The organism is Streptomyces sp. CNZ301, from assembly GCF_004217425.1.
In genome coordinates this window covers 3945968-3959844 of record NZ_SHLG01000001.1, presented here as the reverse complement: position 1 = coordinate 3959844, position 13877 = coordinate 3945968, and the positions used below count along the sequence as shown (strand labels likewise).

Sequence of the window (13877 nt, the reverse complement as noted above, 5' to 3'; positions counted from 1 at the left end):
TTCATCAAGGGGCTATCCGGTCGCAGGAAAGCAGGCGGATTCTCTGCCGACCCGGCACGGCCACAGGGAGGCTTCCCCCTGGTCACCCGCGATTACACGTTCAACCAGTGCCGCTACGAGGCGAGTTGACGCCAGTGGCCGAATAAGGCCGGGCATTGCCGACATCCCGGGTGCGCGTGGTCCCTGCCGCCGCGTCACCACCCCTGCATCTTCTGCTTCAGCCTCGTCCACCAGGAGGTGTGCTCGGGCGGCGGTGCGACCGGAGGCATCGGAACGGACGCCGGTGCCTGCGGCCGCAGCGGCGGAAGTTCGACGGAGGGGACGCCCGGGCCCTGGCGCGGCGCGGTGTTCTTGCGGCGCGGGGCGAACTCCACGGGGAGCGCGACCAAACGGCGTGACATCAGAGCGGTTTCCCACGTCAGGCGCTCCTCCGGGACGGCCAGCCGCAGATCCGGCAGGCGCGTGAGGAGCGTGTCGATGCCGGTGTCCACGATGGCCCTGCCGAGGTCCTGGCCCGGGCACTCGTGGGGTCCCCCGCTGAACGCGAGATGCGAGCGGTTGCCGTGCATGGGCGTGGACTTGTCCGGCCGGATCTGCGGATCGGCGTTGCCGGCGGCGAGGCCGAGCAACAGCATGTCTCCGGCCTTGATCGTCTTGCCCGCGAGCTGCGCGTCGCCCGTCGCCCAGCGGCCGATATTCGTCGTCATCGGAGGCTCGTCCCACAGCACCTGCTCCAGCGCGTCGGGCAGGGTCATATGCCCCCCGGCCAGAGTTGCGCGGAAGCGCTGGTCGGTCAGGACGAGACGAAGCGTGTTCGCGATCAGGTTGACGGTCGGCTCGTTCGCGGAGACGAGCACGACCCGCAGGTGTTCGCGAACCTCGTCGTTCGTGAGCCGGGCGGGATGCTCGATCAGCTTGGACGCCACGTCGTGTCCCGGCGAGGCGCGCTTGCGGTCGACGAGCTCCTGAAGGGCCTCGGTGATGTAGTCGTTGCTCGCGACGGCGGTCTCCGAGCCGCGGATCATGTCCTTGGCCGCGTCGATCAGCCGGGGCCCGTGGTGTTCGGGCATGCCGAAGAGCTGGGTGATCACACGCAGCGGCAGCTGGTCGGCGAACTGCTCGACCAGATCCGCCCGGCCCTCCGGCTCGAACTCGTCGATCAACTGGTGCGCGAAGCGCGTCACGTACCGGCGGATGCCGCGCGCCTCGAACCGCGACAGGCTCTCGGTGACGGCCCTTCGCAGCCGCTCGTGCTCCTCGCCCTCGGCGAAGACGCACAGCGGCTGCCACATCGTCAGCGGTGCCAGCGGATGGTCCGGCGGGACCTTGCCCTGCTGCATGTCGCGCCACAGGCGGGAGTCCCGGGAGAAGAGGGACGGCGTGCGCGAGACCTCCAGGTTCTCCCGGTGCCCCAGCACCAGCCACGCCTCCCGGTCGCCCGGCAGCAGCACGGGGGCCAGGGCCCCGTGTTCGCGGCGCAGCCGCTCGTACAGCGCGATGGGGTCGGCGTCCGCCTCCGGCCCGTACAGGCGGCGCAGCCCGCCCGGTCCGAGACCGTGGGCGGGGCAGCCGGGCGGCGGCATGGCGGAGGGATCGAACCCGTCGAAGCCGGAGCCCGCGGCGGGCCCGCCGGGCGTTTGCGCGGAGGACGTCCCGCGGCCGGGGGCCGCAGCGGCGGGGCCGGGGCCGTCCGGGCGGCCGGGGGCGTCCCGGTCGGGTGGTGGAGAGGTCACTTCGCCTCCGGGGTCAGTGCAAGGGAGCGCAGGTAGTGCATCAGCTGCAACAGGACGTCCTGGCTGGAGGAACGCTGCCGTGCGTCGCACACGACGATCGGGACCCTCGGGTCCAGATCCAGGGCGCTGCGCAGCTCCTCCACGGGATAGGCCGGGGCCTCAGGGAACGCGTTGACGGCGACGACGAACGGGACGGCGGACTCCTCCAGCCGGCCGATCACGTCGAAGCTCACCTCGAGACGGCGCGTGTCGACGAGGACCACGGCACCCAGAGCGCCGTCGAACAGCCCGTTCCAGAGGAACCAGAAGCGCTGCTGTCCGGGCGTACCGAACAGGTACAGCACGAGTTCCTCGTTGAGGCTGATGCGTCCGAAGTCCATGGCGACGGTCGTCGCCGTCTTGCGTTCGACGCCGGCGGTGTCGTCGACGTTCTCGCTCGCCTGAGTCATCGTCTCTTCCGTCGTCAGCGGACGGATCTCGCTGACGGAACGGACGAGGGTCGTCTTGCCGACACCGAAACCGCCGACGATGACGATCTTCACGGCGGAGCTGGCGGACGAGGGCAGTCTGTCTTCGCTCCTAGGCCCCGTGGCTGTGTCAGAGATTCCGGAGTCCATGGATCACCGCCTCAATCAGTTCGATGTCGGGAAGAGCCGGGACGGGCGACCGCGCCTCGACCCGCTCCTCGGTCAGCAGGTCCGCCAGCAGGACGGTGATCACGCTCACCGGCAGTCCCAGGTAGGCGGAGATCTCCGCCACGGAGAGAGGGGAGTTGCACACGCGTAGAATCGACGCGTGCTCGGGCTGCATCCCCACCTGGGGATCCGTCCTGGCCACGATTAACGTGACCAGGTCGATCCCCGTCTGCTCGGCGGGGTCGCTGCGTCCGCCGGTGATCACATAGAGCCGTTCGGGCCCGATGTCGTCGTCCCATCCCGGAATCCGGCTCATACGGCCAATCCGCCGTCGCGCGGGGGGCTGGTCAGATGCTCGCCGATGCGGGCCACCAGGTCCCTCATGCGCCCGCCGACGAGCCCGGCGTCGACGCCCTCGTCGGCGAGTACGGCCAGGTGCGCGCCGGCTCCCGCCGCCATCAAGTACATGAAGCCGCCGTTGACTTCGATGACGACCATGCGCATCCGCCCGTCACTGTGCGGGAATTCGGCTGCCACGGCGGACGACAGGCTCTGCAGGCCCGAACCGATCGCGGCCAGCCGGTCGGCGGTGTCGGGGTCGGTGCCGTGCTTGGCCATGCAGAGACCGTCGGAGGACAGCACGATCACGTGGCGGGTCTGGGGGACGGTCTCCGCCAGATCCTTCAGCATCCAGTCCATGTCGGCACGTCGTTCCATCGTTCACTCACCCTCATCCGGCGACGTGTCTTCGTTGCGGTCCGCGCTGGCGCTCTCGCTCGCCCTGCCCGACAGTCCGCTCTGCAGGTCTGCCATCCACAGTCCCGGCGCCGGTTCGTCCGGTGCGGGCTGCGCGGGAGGCTGCGGTTTTCCGGAGCTCCGGCCGGCGATGCCTCCCGGGGAGGCGTTCGCGTTCGGGCTGCGGCGGCGGCGCTGCGGCAGCCCGTTGGCGTTGCGCTCGACCACTGGCGGTGTCTCGTCCTGCACTTCGTCTTCCTGCTGTGCGGGGCCGGTTTCCGGAAGCCAGGGGTCGTGACGCGGCGGCATCCGGTGCCCGGCGGCAGGCGCTTCCGCCGCCGGTACCGAGGGCGCGCCCGAGAACGGCGTACCCGCGGATGCCGTGCGGGGGGCTTCCTCCCCCGCGGACCGCGGCGTGGACGGGACCCCCGCCCCGTGCGACGCGACGGATGCCGGCGCCCCGTCGAACGAGGGCGCGCCGAACGAGGCCGCGCCGTTCCCCGCGGCCGGGACTCCGGCGGCCGGAGCCGCCGCGGCAGGGGCCTCCTGGCGGGGGGCCTCCTGGCCGGGGCCGGCGCCGATGCCGTGGGCACGTCCCGTTGCCGGCGCTGTGGTGACCAGCTTCTTCGGCACGACGAGGACGGCACGCACGCCGCCGTACGCGGAGGGCGGCAGCGAGACCTGGAAGTCGTAGGCCTGGGCGAGCCGGCCGACCACGGCGAGGCCGAGGCGCGGCGATTCCCCGAGGTCGTTGAGGTCGATGCCCGCTTGGGCCTCCTTGAGCCTCAACTCTGCGCGTTGACGGGCCTCTTCGCTCAGACCCACGCCGCCGTCCTCGATCTCGATGGCGATGCCGGCGTGCACTTCGCCCGCGGTCAGATGGACGCGCGCCTTCGGCGGCGAGTAGCGGGTGGCGTTGTCGAGAAGCTCCGCGAGCGCGTGGATGAGCGGTTCCACCGCCGGGCCGACGATCGCGACGTCCGCGACGGAGTGCAGCTCGACGCGCTGGTAGTCCAGCACGCGCGACATCGCGCCGCGCAGCACGCTGTAGACCGGGACGGCCTTGCTCCACTGCCTGCCCGGGCGGGCGCCGCCGAGTACGGCGATGCTGTCGGCGAGGCGGCCGATGAGGGCGGTGCCGTGGTCGAGCCTCAGCAGGTCGGCGAAGAAGTCCGGCTGCTGGCCGTGCCGGTCCTCCATGTCCCGCAGGTCGGTCGCCTGCCTGTGGACGATGGCCTGCACACGGCGTGCGATGTTGACGACGCCGCGCTGTGCCGAGTCACGCAGGGTCTCCTCCGCCTGCACGGCCTCGACGACGGAGCGGAGCAACTCCTGGTGCGCGGCCTGGAATTCGCTGCTCAGGCCCTCGGCGCGGGGCATGGACTGCAGCACGTCCTCGGCGAACTCGCCCTCCTGGAGGCGTTCCACCGCCTCGGGCAGCCATTCCTTGGCCAACTGCACCGTCACGCGCTCCTGTTGGTGCAGCCGGGCCTGGAGCACCGAAAGCTGCTCGGCGTGCTCGGCCCGGAGCGAGGTCAGTGCGCGTCCGCGGCGTGCGACTTCGGCGGACACGACGGCGACGGCCAGCGTCGCGACGAGCCCGCACACGACGACCGCGATACGGGCGCCTTCCGGCACGAGGGGGACTGCGATGCCTGCGGCCGCCGCCGTCAGCAAGGCGGGCAGCAGCCAGACGAGTACCGGGCCGGACCCTTGATCTCCGGGTGACGATCCAGCACGAACCATCAGGATCCTCAAATCAATCGAAAAGCTGGTGAGCAGGCGGTGCGCGGCTGCAGTGGCGGGCATGAGGGGGCACCCGAACCGCACATCCGGTCTCAATTCGGCGGCAGGGCAAGGGGGTTGGTCCGGTCCACTGAGCCTCGCGCAGCATAGCCGGAACCGATCACTTGTGACGCAGAGTCTTCGAGTGCATCCCCCTTGCCGTTCATTTCAGTGGCGAAACTGAGCAGGTCAGGACAGTAAGTGGTCGAGCCTCACAAATGCGCGCCAGACGGACAGGTGCCCTGAGCACCTAGAAGCGGAATGCGGCGACGGCGGTCGAGTTGGCCGGAAAGAACCAGCTCGCCGGAACTGACCGGGAGAAGCCCTATTGGGCACCGGTCCGCGGTGCGGGTCTTCGGCTCCGGAGCGCGGTCGATCAGGGTGCGGCAGAACCAACCTGCGAGTAGCGAAGACTGTGTGAAGGTCTCGTGTGTAGAACGTGTGCTCGTCTGTGTCTGACTCAGGGTCACGGCGTCGCCGAGGCCGCGGTCGCCCACAAGCACCGCAAGCCCCTTGTGTAAGTTTTGCGGTGGTGCACCGGAAACCGGCCGGCCGACAGGCCCGACGCGGTTCACCGGACGGGGGAGCCCAGCCAACGGGGCGCAGCTTGTTCGTGTTGTGTTCGCGCGGAGTCCGAAGTCCGGAGTCCCGAGTCGTCAGGCCCACCGGTGCTTCGCACGGTCCGCGGAGCACCGCGGCCGGCCGGCACGGACTCAGGCACCGGCACTGACTCCGGCACCGGAACCGGCATCCGCCGGGCAGCACCGACGGACGGCATGCGAATAGGGGGAACGGCGTGAGCCAGAGCGTGAGAAGGGCCGCCAGGGCGGTCTCGGAGAACCCGGAGCTGCGTGAAGCGGCGGAGGGCGAGCTACGGCGCCGGGGCGGCACCGTGGTGCGGCAGCGTTCGGAGGACGGACGCGACGACGGCGGCCCGGACGGGCCGCGCGGCGACGACGGGCTCGACCCCGCCGACTTTCCCGCCGCCCGCGAACAGGGCGGCGGCATCGACACGGTGATGACGCAGCGGACCGTGTCCATGGACGAGGCGCGGGAGGTGCTCAACCGCAGCGAACAGCGCCGCGAGGACGGGCGGAAGGTTCACGCCATCTGCCCGATGGCACTGCCCCGCGGGCGCTCCTTCGTGAGCATGCTGCCCGTACTGCTGCTGCTGGTGCTGGGAGCGGCGGGCAGCGCTTTCGCCGCGGCCGCCGGCAGCTCGCTCCTCACCCATCCCGTCTTCGGCGTCCACTACTGGGTGCTGTCGCTGCTCGCCGTCGGCTTCGTGTGGTGGCGGCAGGGCATGGTCATGGTGCCGGACGGCTGCCAGGCGCTGATCACGCGCTTCGGGAAGCTGGAGGACGTGGTCGGTCCCGGCAGGGTCATCCTGCTGAACCCGTGGAAGCGGGTGTCGTACATCATCAACACCACGCGCGAATACCCGTTCAACGCGCCGGTGCGGGAGGCCCCCACCAAGGGCGGCGTGAAGGCGTCCATCGACCTGTTCATCCAGTTCCGCATCAGCGACCCGGTGGAGTTCGTCTACACGCTCGGTGCCGTGCGGGGATTCGAGGAGAAGCTCAGCAACGCGGTCAGCGAGACCATCCGCAGCCTCATCTACGAAAAGGAGGCCGCCGGGATCTACGACATGGTCGGCGAGGACACCGGGCGCCTCCTGGAGCAGCTCAACCAGCAGTTCCGTCCGGCGGTCGAGCTGACCAACGCCAACATCACCCACGCCGAGCCGGCCGACCGCGGCTACCGGATGGACCTGGCGTCGCCGGAGATGGTGCGCGTCGCGAAGGACGCCTACACGCACGAGTACGCACTGCACCTCCGCAAGGAGCAGGACGAGGGCGACCTGACGAAAGAGCTGGCCTCCCGTCAGGAGACCCTCTCGGCGATCATGGCGGACATCGCGCAGTACCAGGCCCAGATGGACACCGCGGTGGAGCGCGAGACCAACCGCGCCCAGGCCACGGCCCGTCAGCGCTACGTACAGGCCGAGTCCGAGGCGAAGGCCAACGCGGCACTGCTGGAGGCGCAGGCCCTGGACATCCGCGCGGTCACCGCCGCCGAGGCGCCGGAGATCCTCCAGTACCGCTACCAGCAGCAGGTCCTCGACACGCTCGAGGAGGTCGCGGACCACCTTCCGCGGCTGCTGCGCATCGGCGGCGGCTCGGACTCCGACGGCGGCGTGGGTGTCGACTTCCTCGCGCTCGCAAGGGAGTTGGTGGGCGAGCGGGGCACGGAGCTGTTCTCCGAGGAGGACATGGCGGCGGTGCGAGCCCGCCTCGAAGAGGTCTCCGAGCGCATCCGTTCACGCGAGCAGGAGATCGAGGCCCTGCTGGAGGCGGAGCGTCCCACCGTTCCGGCGGCCGCCGAGCCGGTGGACCCGTCCGAGCCGGCGGCCGGGGCGACACCCGGAGCGCCCCACGGGGGCGGTTCCGGCAGCGTGACCGGGGAAGCATCCGCCGAGGCCGCATCCGAGGAGGCCGCAGAATGAGCGCCACACGAAACCGCCGGTCGGTCATCTCCGAAGAGGTCGCCCCCTGGAGCGAGATCCGTCAACTGCTGCGCGGCGGCGAGACGGACAAGCTGATCCCCGTCATCATTCCCCGGCACACCCGCAGGCTCTGGTGGCTGCTGCTGATCTGGCTGGGCGTCTTCGCCCTGCTGACCGGCGTGATGTTCTCGCTCGGCGCGTCGGGAGACGGCGGCGCGGGCGACATGGCCTACGGGGCGCTCGCCGCCGTGAGCTGGTTCGCCGGAGCCTTCTTCGTGCTGGCGGGCATGCTGTGGTGGTGGCGTTCCTCCATCGCGGAGATCGAGCAGGGCACCGCCGGCGTCCTGACCCGCTACGGAGCGGTCACCCGCACCCTCGAACCGGGGCGGCACTACCTCTGGCACCCCTGGTCCCGCGTCGACTTCGTCGTCGACACCGCCACCGAAATCCCGTACTCGGCCCCGGTGATGGCCTGCCCCACCAGGGAGAACGTGCCGCTGCGCTCGATCGAGTTCTTCCTGAAGTTCCGCATCACCGACGCCGTCCTGTTCGTACGGACCATCGGCGCGGGCAACTTCGACCTGGTGCTCTCCCAGGCCGTGCAGGACGCCATCCGCCAGCGCGCCCGCCTGGTGCAGACGGAACGCGCCTACGACCTGCGCGGCTCCGACGTCGCCGACATGCAGGAGCTGCTCAACCGTCAGCTGTCCCGCTACGGGGTGCGCATCACCGGCTCCAACATCCCCGACGTGCAACTGCCCGCCCAGTACCAGCAGCACCTCGCCACGCGGGAGCGCGTCGCCAAGGAACGCACCGCGTACGAACAGGAATGGGGCCTGACGCGAAAGCGCCGCATCGACAGCCTCCAGATGGACATCGAGCGGGCGAAGAAGGTGCGCGACGCACGCATCGTGGAGGTGAAGGCCGCCCTCAACAAGGCACGTGAGGACGTGGCGCAGCTCCTGGAGGAGCAGGAGACGAACGCGCAGAGGGTGCGCTTCGAGATCGAGACGCGCGGCCGCAGCGGCCTCATCTCCGCGGAGAACGAGGCCCGCGCGCAGCGCCGCCTGGCTCAGGCCTACCGCGACAACCGTGCGGTGCTCCAGTACGAACTGGCCCGCAGGCGGCTGGAGGTGGGCGCGATCCTCGCCGGCCGCGCACCGCAGCCGGTGGTCGTGCGCACCGACGGCGACAGCGGCGACACCTCCGCCCTCTCGACGCTGCTCACGGCGCAACTGCTGCCGAAGCTCAACGGCGGACTGCTGCCGCTGGATGGGGCCCGCCGGGCTGACCGCGAGGGCTGAGGCCGGCCGCCTGCCGCCGCACGTCGCGGCAGGGACCAACATGGCACACGGGGCCCGCGCCACCGCCTCCTGGCGGAGGTGCGGGCCCCGCGTCGTGCCGTGCCTCGCCGCTCGCCCTCGCTTCGCCCACCTCCGCCGGGGTTGCCGGTGGGCACGGGTGTTCGTACCGTCGTGGGATGGCGCGCGTTGCTGTCGGCTCGGCCGGCCCGGCCGGTTCACGCAAGGCCGTGGGCGTGCTCGCGGCCCTGCTCCTCGCGGCCGTCGCGGCGTGCTCAGGAGGGCCCGCCGAGGAGGGCCCGCGGGAGAGCAGCCCCGGCGCCGGTGCCGAACGTCACTCCGGCGGCCCGAAGAAGGGCCCGTACAAGGTGCGCACCCAGACGGTTTCGTCCGGTGACACGGGCGGCGACTTCGGCAGCGGCACCGTCCACTACCCGGACGACGACAGCCACCGGTACGGAGTGATCGCGGCGTCTCCGGGGCTCGGCGCGGACGAGTCCATGGTCGCCCCCTACGGCGAACTGCTCGCGTCGCACGGCTTCGTGGTCATCACGTTCAACACGAAGACGACGGAGGACTCGCCCCCGCAGCGAGGCCGCCAGCTGCTGGACGCCCTCGACCACGCGACCAGGCGCAGCGCCGCCGCCGACCGCTCCGACCCGGAACGACTGGGCGTGCTGGGCCACTCCATGGGCGGCGGCGGAGCCCTGTACGCGGCCGAACGCAACCCGGCCATCAAGGCGGCCGTGCCGCTGACCCCGTACGCGGAGCGGGGCGAGTGGCAGCGCGTCAAGGCGCCGACCCTCGTCGTCGGCGGCAGCGACGACGAGGTCGCCCCCACGTCGGAGCACGCGGAGGTCTTCTACGAGGGCCTGAGCGGCGCGCGGGAGAAGGCATATCTGGAGCTGGACGGCGACCACTTCGCCGCCACCCCGCCCGACGGGCTGGTCGCCCGCCAAGTGGTCGCCTGGTTCAGGTACTTCGTCGCGGGCGACACCGCGTCCGCCGATCGTCTCTGCCCGCCGCCGCGCACGGCGGGTGTCACGGAGTCCCGTGACACGTGCCCCCTCGGCTGACGGGGACGCAGGTACGCAGCGCCTGAAGTGCGCCTGAAATCAGACCGGTTGAGGCCACCGGCTCTTGTGGGTCTGTCACGCGGCCCCCGGTGTCCCGACCCCTGACAGGCAGACTGCCGCCGCACGGCGGTGAGTTAGCATCGCGTGACGGTCGACACAGCGAGGGGCGTGGGGACATGGCAGACATTGCCGACGGCGCTGACGAGTCCCGGGGCGACCCCCTGATCGTCGGGCGCGACGTGCCGTCACTCGCCGGCGACGTGCCGCACTCGGCGCGCATGTGGGACTTCTGGCTGGGCGGCAAGGACCACTACGCCGTCGACCGCCGGGCGGGCGAGACCGCCCGCGAGGCATACCCGGGCATCGTGGACATCGCCCGCACCAGCCGCGCGCTGCTGAGCCGCGTCGTGCGGCACCTCGTCGACGAGGCAGGCATCCGGCAGTTCCTCGATGTCGGCACCGGGCTGCCGACCGCCGACAACACCCACCAGATCGCTCAGCGGGCCGCACCCGAGAGCCGCATCGTGTACGTGGACAACGACCCGCTCGTGCTCACACACGCCCGCACGTTGCTCACCGGGACACCGGAGGGCGCGACCGACTACCTCCACGCCGACATGCACGACCCCGGGGCGATCCTCGACGGGGCCGCCCGCACCCTCGACCTTTCCCGCCCCGTGGGGCTGATCATGTTCGGCATCGTCGGACACGTCGCCGAGCACGCCGAGGCGCTGTCGATCGTGCGCAGTCTGACGGAAGGACTGTCCTCCGGCAGCCACCTGGCGATCTACACCGGCACCGACGGCGACCCCGCCCTGGTGGAGGCCGAGCGCCGCGTCGGCGAGCACGGCGGCACCCCCTACCGGCTCTCCGACCGGGCCCAGGTGGAGGAGCTGTTCTCGGGCCTGGAACTCGTCGACCCCGGTGTGGTGCCGGGCACGCGATGGCGCCCGGAGGGCACCGTCACGGACTCCCCCGCGGACATCGCCTCCCTCTGCGGCCTCGCACGCAAGCCGTAACGCCACTGAGGACTCGGGACTGACAATTCAGGACTGACCACTCAGGACTGGGAATCGGCGGCTGGAGACGATGACTGACGCCGGGAGCCATCCAGTGCCGCCGCCGCTGACGTACGCGGAGACCCGCGCCGAAGCCGCCCGCCTGCTACCGGGCTCGACCCTGCGCCGCCTGCTACCGGGCTCGACCCTGCGCCGCCTGCTGCTGTGGCGGTATCTGCTGCTGTACCGGGCCTGAGGTGCGCGCCGACGGGTGATATCCCGGCTTCCGCCGTGGCTCGGCCCGGAAGACACCGACCCGGCCACCGGCCGCATCACCGATCCCTTCCTCGTCCGCGAACGACTTGCGATCACGCGCCAGACGCGCGCCATCGTCGAAGTCGCCGCCGGTTCGGCCACGCCGCACCCGTAGACGCCCCCGGTGCCGCGCGTCCCCGGGTGCCGGTGCGCTGCGGGTGCCGTCCCCCGGTGCGGGTGCCGTTCGCCCGGCTCGGGCCCCGCGCCGGGGCGGCGCGTCCGGCCGTGCGCCGCGCCCAGGCGCCAACACCCGGCAGACCGCGGCCCGTTGGGCTGCGAACCGTGGGCTTCAGGACTCGGCCGCCTCCAGGAACCGCTCGAGTTCGGCACGGGTGTCGGGCCCGCACGGCTGGAAGACGATCTCCGTGACGCCCTTCTCCGCGAACTCGTCCAGCCGCCGCCGGATCTGGTCGCGGGTGCCGCTGACCGTCACGTCGCGCAGCATCTGGTGACCGCCGGCCTTCCACGCGGCCTCGTCGGCCTGGTTGAGCTCCACGCAGTGCCCCTCGTGGACCGCGAGGTGCTGCTGCCCCTCGGGCGCCCGCTCCACGACGTCCATCCACTCCGCGCCGCCGGGCAGCTCACGCACCGCGGAGGGGCCGCCGAACTCGTAGGCCCCGTGGTAGGCCAGGGCCCAGCCCGGTCCGCCGGCCAGGCGGGCGTGCTCGGAGTCGTCGGCCTCGTCCTCGTCGAACACCGTTCCCCACACCAGGTACGGCACCCACGAGTACTCCTTCATGAACTCCGGCAACTGGAGCGTGACGTAGAGCCCGTCGCCGATCTCCTTGGTCACCCCGTGTCCCTTGGGCCCGAGGGCACTGACGAGGACGGGAACGTCGACCGGGCGGGCGGGAGCGTGCCCGTCGGGGTGCAGCATCTGCATCCGCGCCCCTTCCCACTCGACGACCTCGCCCCGGAGCAGGGCCTTGTAGGCGCGGATGTAGGAGTCCATGTACGACCAGGTGATCGCGCGGTACCCCATGGCGCGGCGGCCGGTGAACCCGGTGCCGAACGCCACCGCGACGCGGCCGGGGGCCAGTTCGGCGAGGGTGGCGGTTGCGGCGGCATTGACCATCGGGTGACGCAGACTGGGAATCAGCACACCCGGACCGAGGCCGATCCGCTCGGTCCGCTCGGCGGCCAGGGCGAGGGTCATCCACACGTCCGGGCTCTGCTGAGGCGTGTCGTAGACCCACGCTCGCGCGTATCCCAGTCGTTCGGCCAGAGCTATGTTGTCCGGCGAGTCCAGGGCGGTCGGGAAGGCACAGGACACCTCCATGGCCCCTCCATTTCAGGTGTCGGCTCGGATGGATCGGGCGGGTGGCCGGAGCGCCGGAGGCGTGCGGCCGGACGGACGGGCTGCGGCTCGGGGCAGGCGGCGTGCTGCCGGGGCGGGGTGCGGACTCAGGGCAGACCGGCGTGCGGCACCTCGACGCGCACCGCCAGCAGCTGGGCCTCGCGCACCGGACGGCGCTCGTGCTCCGGGAAGGAGGGTGCGGCGCACAGGTACAGGGTGCGGCCGTCGTCACCGCCGAGCATGCAGGCGAAGACGCCGGTGCCGGCGGGGATCTCCTCCAGGATCCCGCCGCCCTCCGCGACCCGGATGACGCGCTGGTGCAGTGCGTCGGCGACCCAGATCGCTCCGTCCGCATCCGCGCAGATCCCGTCCGGGCCGACCTGGAGCAGTTCCACGGCCTCCCCGACATCCTCGGTCCCGGGGGTCTCACCGAACTGCGCCCATACGCGCCGGTTGCTCAACTCGCCGTCCTCGCCCATGTCGAAGGCGGTCAGCCGCCCGGCGAAGGTCTCCGCGACGACGAGCACTCCGCCGGGCAGGATCACCATGCCGTTGGGAAAGCCGAGGTCGTCGGCGGCAGTGGTCACCGTTCCGTCCATGTCGACCCGGGTGATCGTGGTGTGGCGAAGCGGCTCTCCGCCCATGAGGTCGAATCCGAAGTTGCCCACGTAGGCGCGTCCTTGCTCGTCCACGACCATGTCGTTGAGCATCCCGGAGACGGCGCCGGACAGGTCGGCGTGCTCGCTCAGCGCTCCCGTCGCGTCCCGCACGAGGACACGGTGATCACGCATCGACACGATGAGCGCCCGTCCGTCGGGCAGGAATCCGAGTCCGGACGGCTGGTTGGGCACCTCCGCCACGACCTCGGCGCCGCCCCTGCCGTCGGTCGCCACGACCTTGTTGGTGTAGAAGTCCGAGACCCACAACCGGCCGTCGTGCCAACGCGGGCACTCCAGGTAGGAGTATCCGTCCAGTACGACCCTCAACTCCCGGGCCGTCGGCTGTCCTTCCTCCATCGTGACCTCGTTCCGTGCGTCGTCGTCGGCCGTTCGGAAGGCCTTCTCACAGGCGCTCCGCGGAGCGACCAGGTCCGGTCCCGCGACGCGAGAGCTGCACGCCGGCAACCCCTCGAACGCGGTGACTAAGCGCATAGTCATTCCGGTCGCGGCTGGCGTCAAGGGGTGGGAAGCCGGTATCGAAGGCCGCCCGGCGGACGGGCACACGGCGGACAAGCGGACGGGCACACGGCGGACGGGCACACGGGGCCGCGCAGCCCGCGCCGCCACCCGAGCCCCTCCCGCTCCGCACCGCGCCCCGGCTCCGCACTTGGTGCCCGCTCCCACCCCGTCCAGGAGACCGGCCTTCCCCCGCGGACGCCTGAACGCTTGGTCAGCCCCCGTGGTACACAGTTCGAGGCCCTCGTGACGCGGGGAGCCTCACCGGGCAGCATTCGCACGCGAGGCGGCATCGGCATCGGCATCCGCACACGAGACGGC

General features: G+C 71.3%; 13 protein-coding genes. 6 read left to right on the top strand and 7 right to left on the bottom strand.

The annotated features are described in order from the left end of the window. Positions 1 to 194: 194 nt before the first annotated feature. The 5 genes from EV375_RS17040 to EV375_RS17020 form a co-directional block, all read right to left on the bottom strand. Positions 195 to 1583 carry a cytochrome P450 family protein gene (locus EV375_RS17040; protein ID WP_130301913.1) on the bottom strand — a complete coding sequence of 463 codons (1389 nt, stop codon included), beginning with the start codon at positions 1581 to 1583 and terminating at the stop codon, positions 195 to 197. A 146-nt stretch (positions 1584 to 1729) separates the two neighbouring features. After that, complete coding sequence (locus EV375_RS17035) at positions 1730 to 2350, bottom strand: ATP/GTP-binding protein (RefSeq protein WP_130300181.1); 621 nt, start codon at positions 2348 to 2350, stop codon at positions 1730 to 1732. Further along, positions 2331 to 2684 (bottom strand): DUF742 domain-containing protein, encoded by a 354-nt coding sequence (locus tag EV375_RS17030; protein WP_130300180.1) that lies wholly within the window; start codon positions 2682 to 2684, stop codon positions 2331 to 2333. Before EV375_RS17030 ends, EV375_RS17035 begins: the two co-directional genes overlap by 20 nt. Beyond that, a complete protein-coding gene (locus EV375_RS17025; protein ID WP_254666108.1) occupies positions 2681 to 3085 on the bottom strand; it encodes a roadblock/LC7 domain-containing protein in 405 nt (134 codons plus the stop codon). Before EV375_RS17025 ends, EV375_RS17030 begins: the two co-directional genes overlap by 4 nt. Positions 3086 to 3088: 3 nt before the next feature. Next, positions 3089 to 4849, bottom strand: coding sequence for a sensor histidine kinase (locus EV375_RS17020; protein ID WP_486588528.1), 1761 nt, complete (start codon positions 4847 to 4849; stop codon positions 3089 to 3091). A gap of 1057 nt (positions 4850 to 5906) precedes the next feature. Here EV375_RS17020 and EV375_RS17015 point away from each other — a divergent pair. From EV375_RS17015 to EV375_RS29165, 6 genes are all read left to right on the top strand, one after another. After that, positions 5907 to 7394, top strand: a complete 1488-nt coding sequence (locus tag EV375_RS17015) for an SPFH domain-containing protein (protein WP_486588745.1) — start codon at positions 5907 to 5909, stop codon at positions 7392 to 7394. Next, positions 7391 to 8698 (top strand): SPFH domain-containing protein, encoded by a 1308-nt coding sequence (locus tag EV375_RS17010; protein ID WP_130300178.1) that lies wholly within the window; start codon positions 7391 to 7393, stop codon positions 8696 to 8698. The genes EV375_RS17015 and EV375_RS17010 overlap by 4 nt, the downstream gene beginning before the upstream one ends. Positions 8699 to 8874: 176 nt before the next feature. Further along, positions 8875 to 9771, top strand: a complete 897-nt coding sequence (locus EV375_RS17005) for an alpha/beta fold hydrolase (protein WP_130300177.1) — start codon at positions 8875 to 8877, stop codon at positions 9769 to 9771. Positions 9772 to 9947: 176 nt separating this feature from the next. Further along, entirely contained in the window at positions 9948 to 10790 is an 843-nt protein-coding gene (locus tag EV375_RS17000) for an SAM-dependent methyltransferase (protein ID WP_130300176.1), read from the top strand. 70 nt (positions 10791 to 10860) lie between these two features. Next, positions 10861 to 11025 carry a hypothetical protein gene (locus tag EV375_RS29170; protein ID WP_165434653.1) on the top strand — a complete coding sequence of 55 codons (165 nt, stop codon included), beginning with the start codon at positions 10861 to 10863 and terminating at the stop codon, positions 11023 to 11025. Positions 11026 to 11040: 15 nt separating this feature from the next. Continuing rightward, on the top strand, positions 11041 to 11199 hold the full coding sequence (locus EV375_RS29165) for a hypothetical protein (protein ID WP_165434757.1): 159 nt from the start codon (positions 11041 to 11043) through the stop codon (positions 11197 to 11199). A gap of 174 nt (positions 11200 to 11373) precedes the next feature. On the opposite strand, the gene EV375_RS16995 is transcribed toward EV375_RS29165, so the two are convergent. Both EV375_RS16995 and EV375_RS16990 read right to left on the bottom strand, forming a co-directional pair. Continuing rightward, positions 11374 to 12363: an LLM class flavin-dependent oxidoreductase gene (locus EV375_RS16995; protein WP_130300175.1), complete on the bottom strand. Its 990-nt coding sequence runs from the start codon at positions 12361 to 12363 to the stop codon at positions 11374 to 11376. Between the two features lie 125 nt (positions 12364 to 12488). Then, a complete protein-coding gene (locus EV375_RS16990) occupies positions 12489 to 13538 on the bottom strand; it encodes an SMP-30/gluconolactonase/LRE family protein (RefSeq protein WP_486588527.1) in 1050 nt (349 codons plus the stop codon). Between the last annotated feature and the right edge of the window lie 339 nt (positions 13539 to 13877).

Coding starts and splice junctions, on each gene's coding strand:
- EV375_RS17010 (WP_130300178.1), top strand. CDS start 7,391: ATGAGCGCCACACGAAACCGCCGGTCGGTCATCTCCGAAGAGGTCGCC.
- EV375_RS17040 (WP_130301913.1), bottom strand. CDS start 1,583: ATGCCGCCGCCCGGCTGCCCCGCCCACGGTCTCGGACCGGGCGGGCTG.
- EV375_RS29170 (WP_165434653.1), top strand. CDS start 10,861: ATGACTGACGCCGGGAGCCATCCAGTGCCGCCGCCGCTGACGTACGCG.
- EV375_RS17000 (WP_130300176.1), top strand. CDS start 9,948: ATGGCAGACATTGCCGACGGCGCTGACGAGTCCCGGGGCGACCCCCTG.
- EV375_RS16990 (WP_486588527.1), bottom strand. CDS start 13,538: ATGACTATGCGCTTAGTCACCGCGTTCGAGGGGTTGCCGGCGTGCAGC.
- EV375_RS17015 (WP_486588745.1), top strand. CDS start 5,907: ATGACGCAGCGGACCGTGTCCATGGACGAGGCGCGGGAGGTGCTCAAC.
- EV375_RS17025 (WP_254666108.1), bottom strand. CDS start 3,085: ATGGAACGACGTGCCGACATGGACTGGATGCTGAAGGATCTGGCGGAG.
- EV375_RS17005 (WP_130300177.1), top strand. CDS start 8,875: ATGGCGCGCGTTGCTGTCGGCTCGGCCGGCCCGGCCGGTTCACGCAAG.
- EV375_RS17020 (WP_486588528.1), bottom strand. CDS start 4,849: ATGGTTCGTGCTGGATCGTCACCCGGAGATCAAGGGTCCGGCCCGGTA.
- EV375_RS17030 (WP_130300180.1), bottom strand. CDS start 2,684: ATGAGCCGGATTCCGGGATGGGACGACGACATCGGGCCCGAACGGCTC.
- EV375_RS16995 (WP_130300175.1), bottom strand. CDS start 12,363: ATGGAGGTGTCCTGTGCCTTCCCGACCGCCCTGGACTCGCCGGACAAC.
- EV375_RS17035 (WP_130300181.1), bottom strand. CDS start 2,350: ATGGACTCCGGAATCTCTGACACAGCCACGGGGCCTAGGAGCGAAGAC.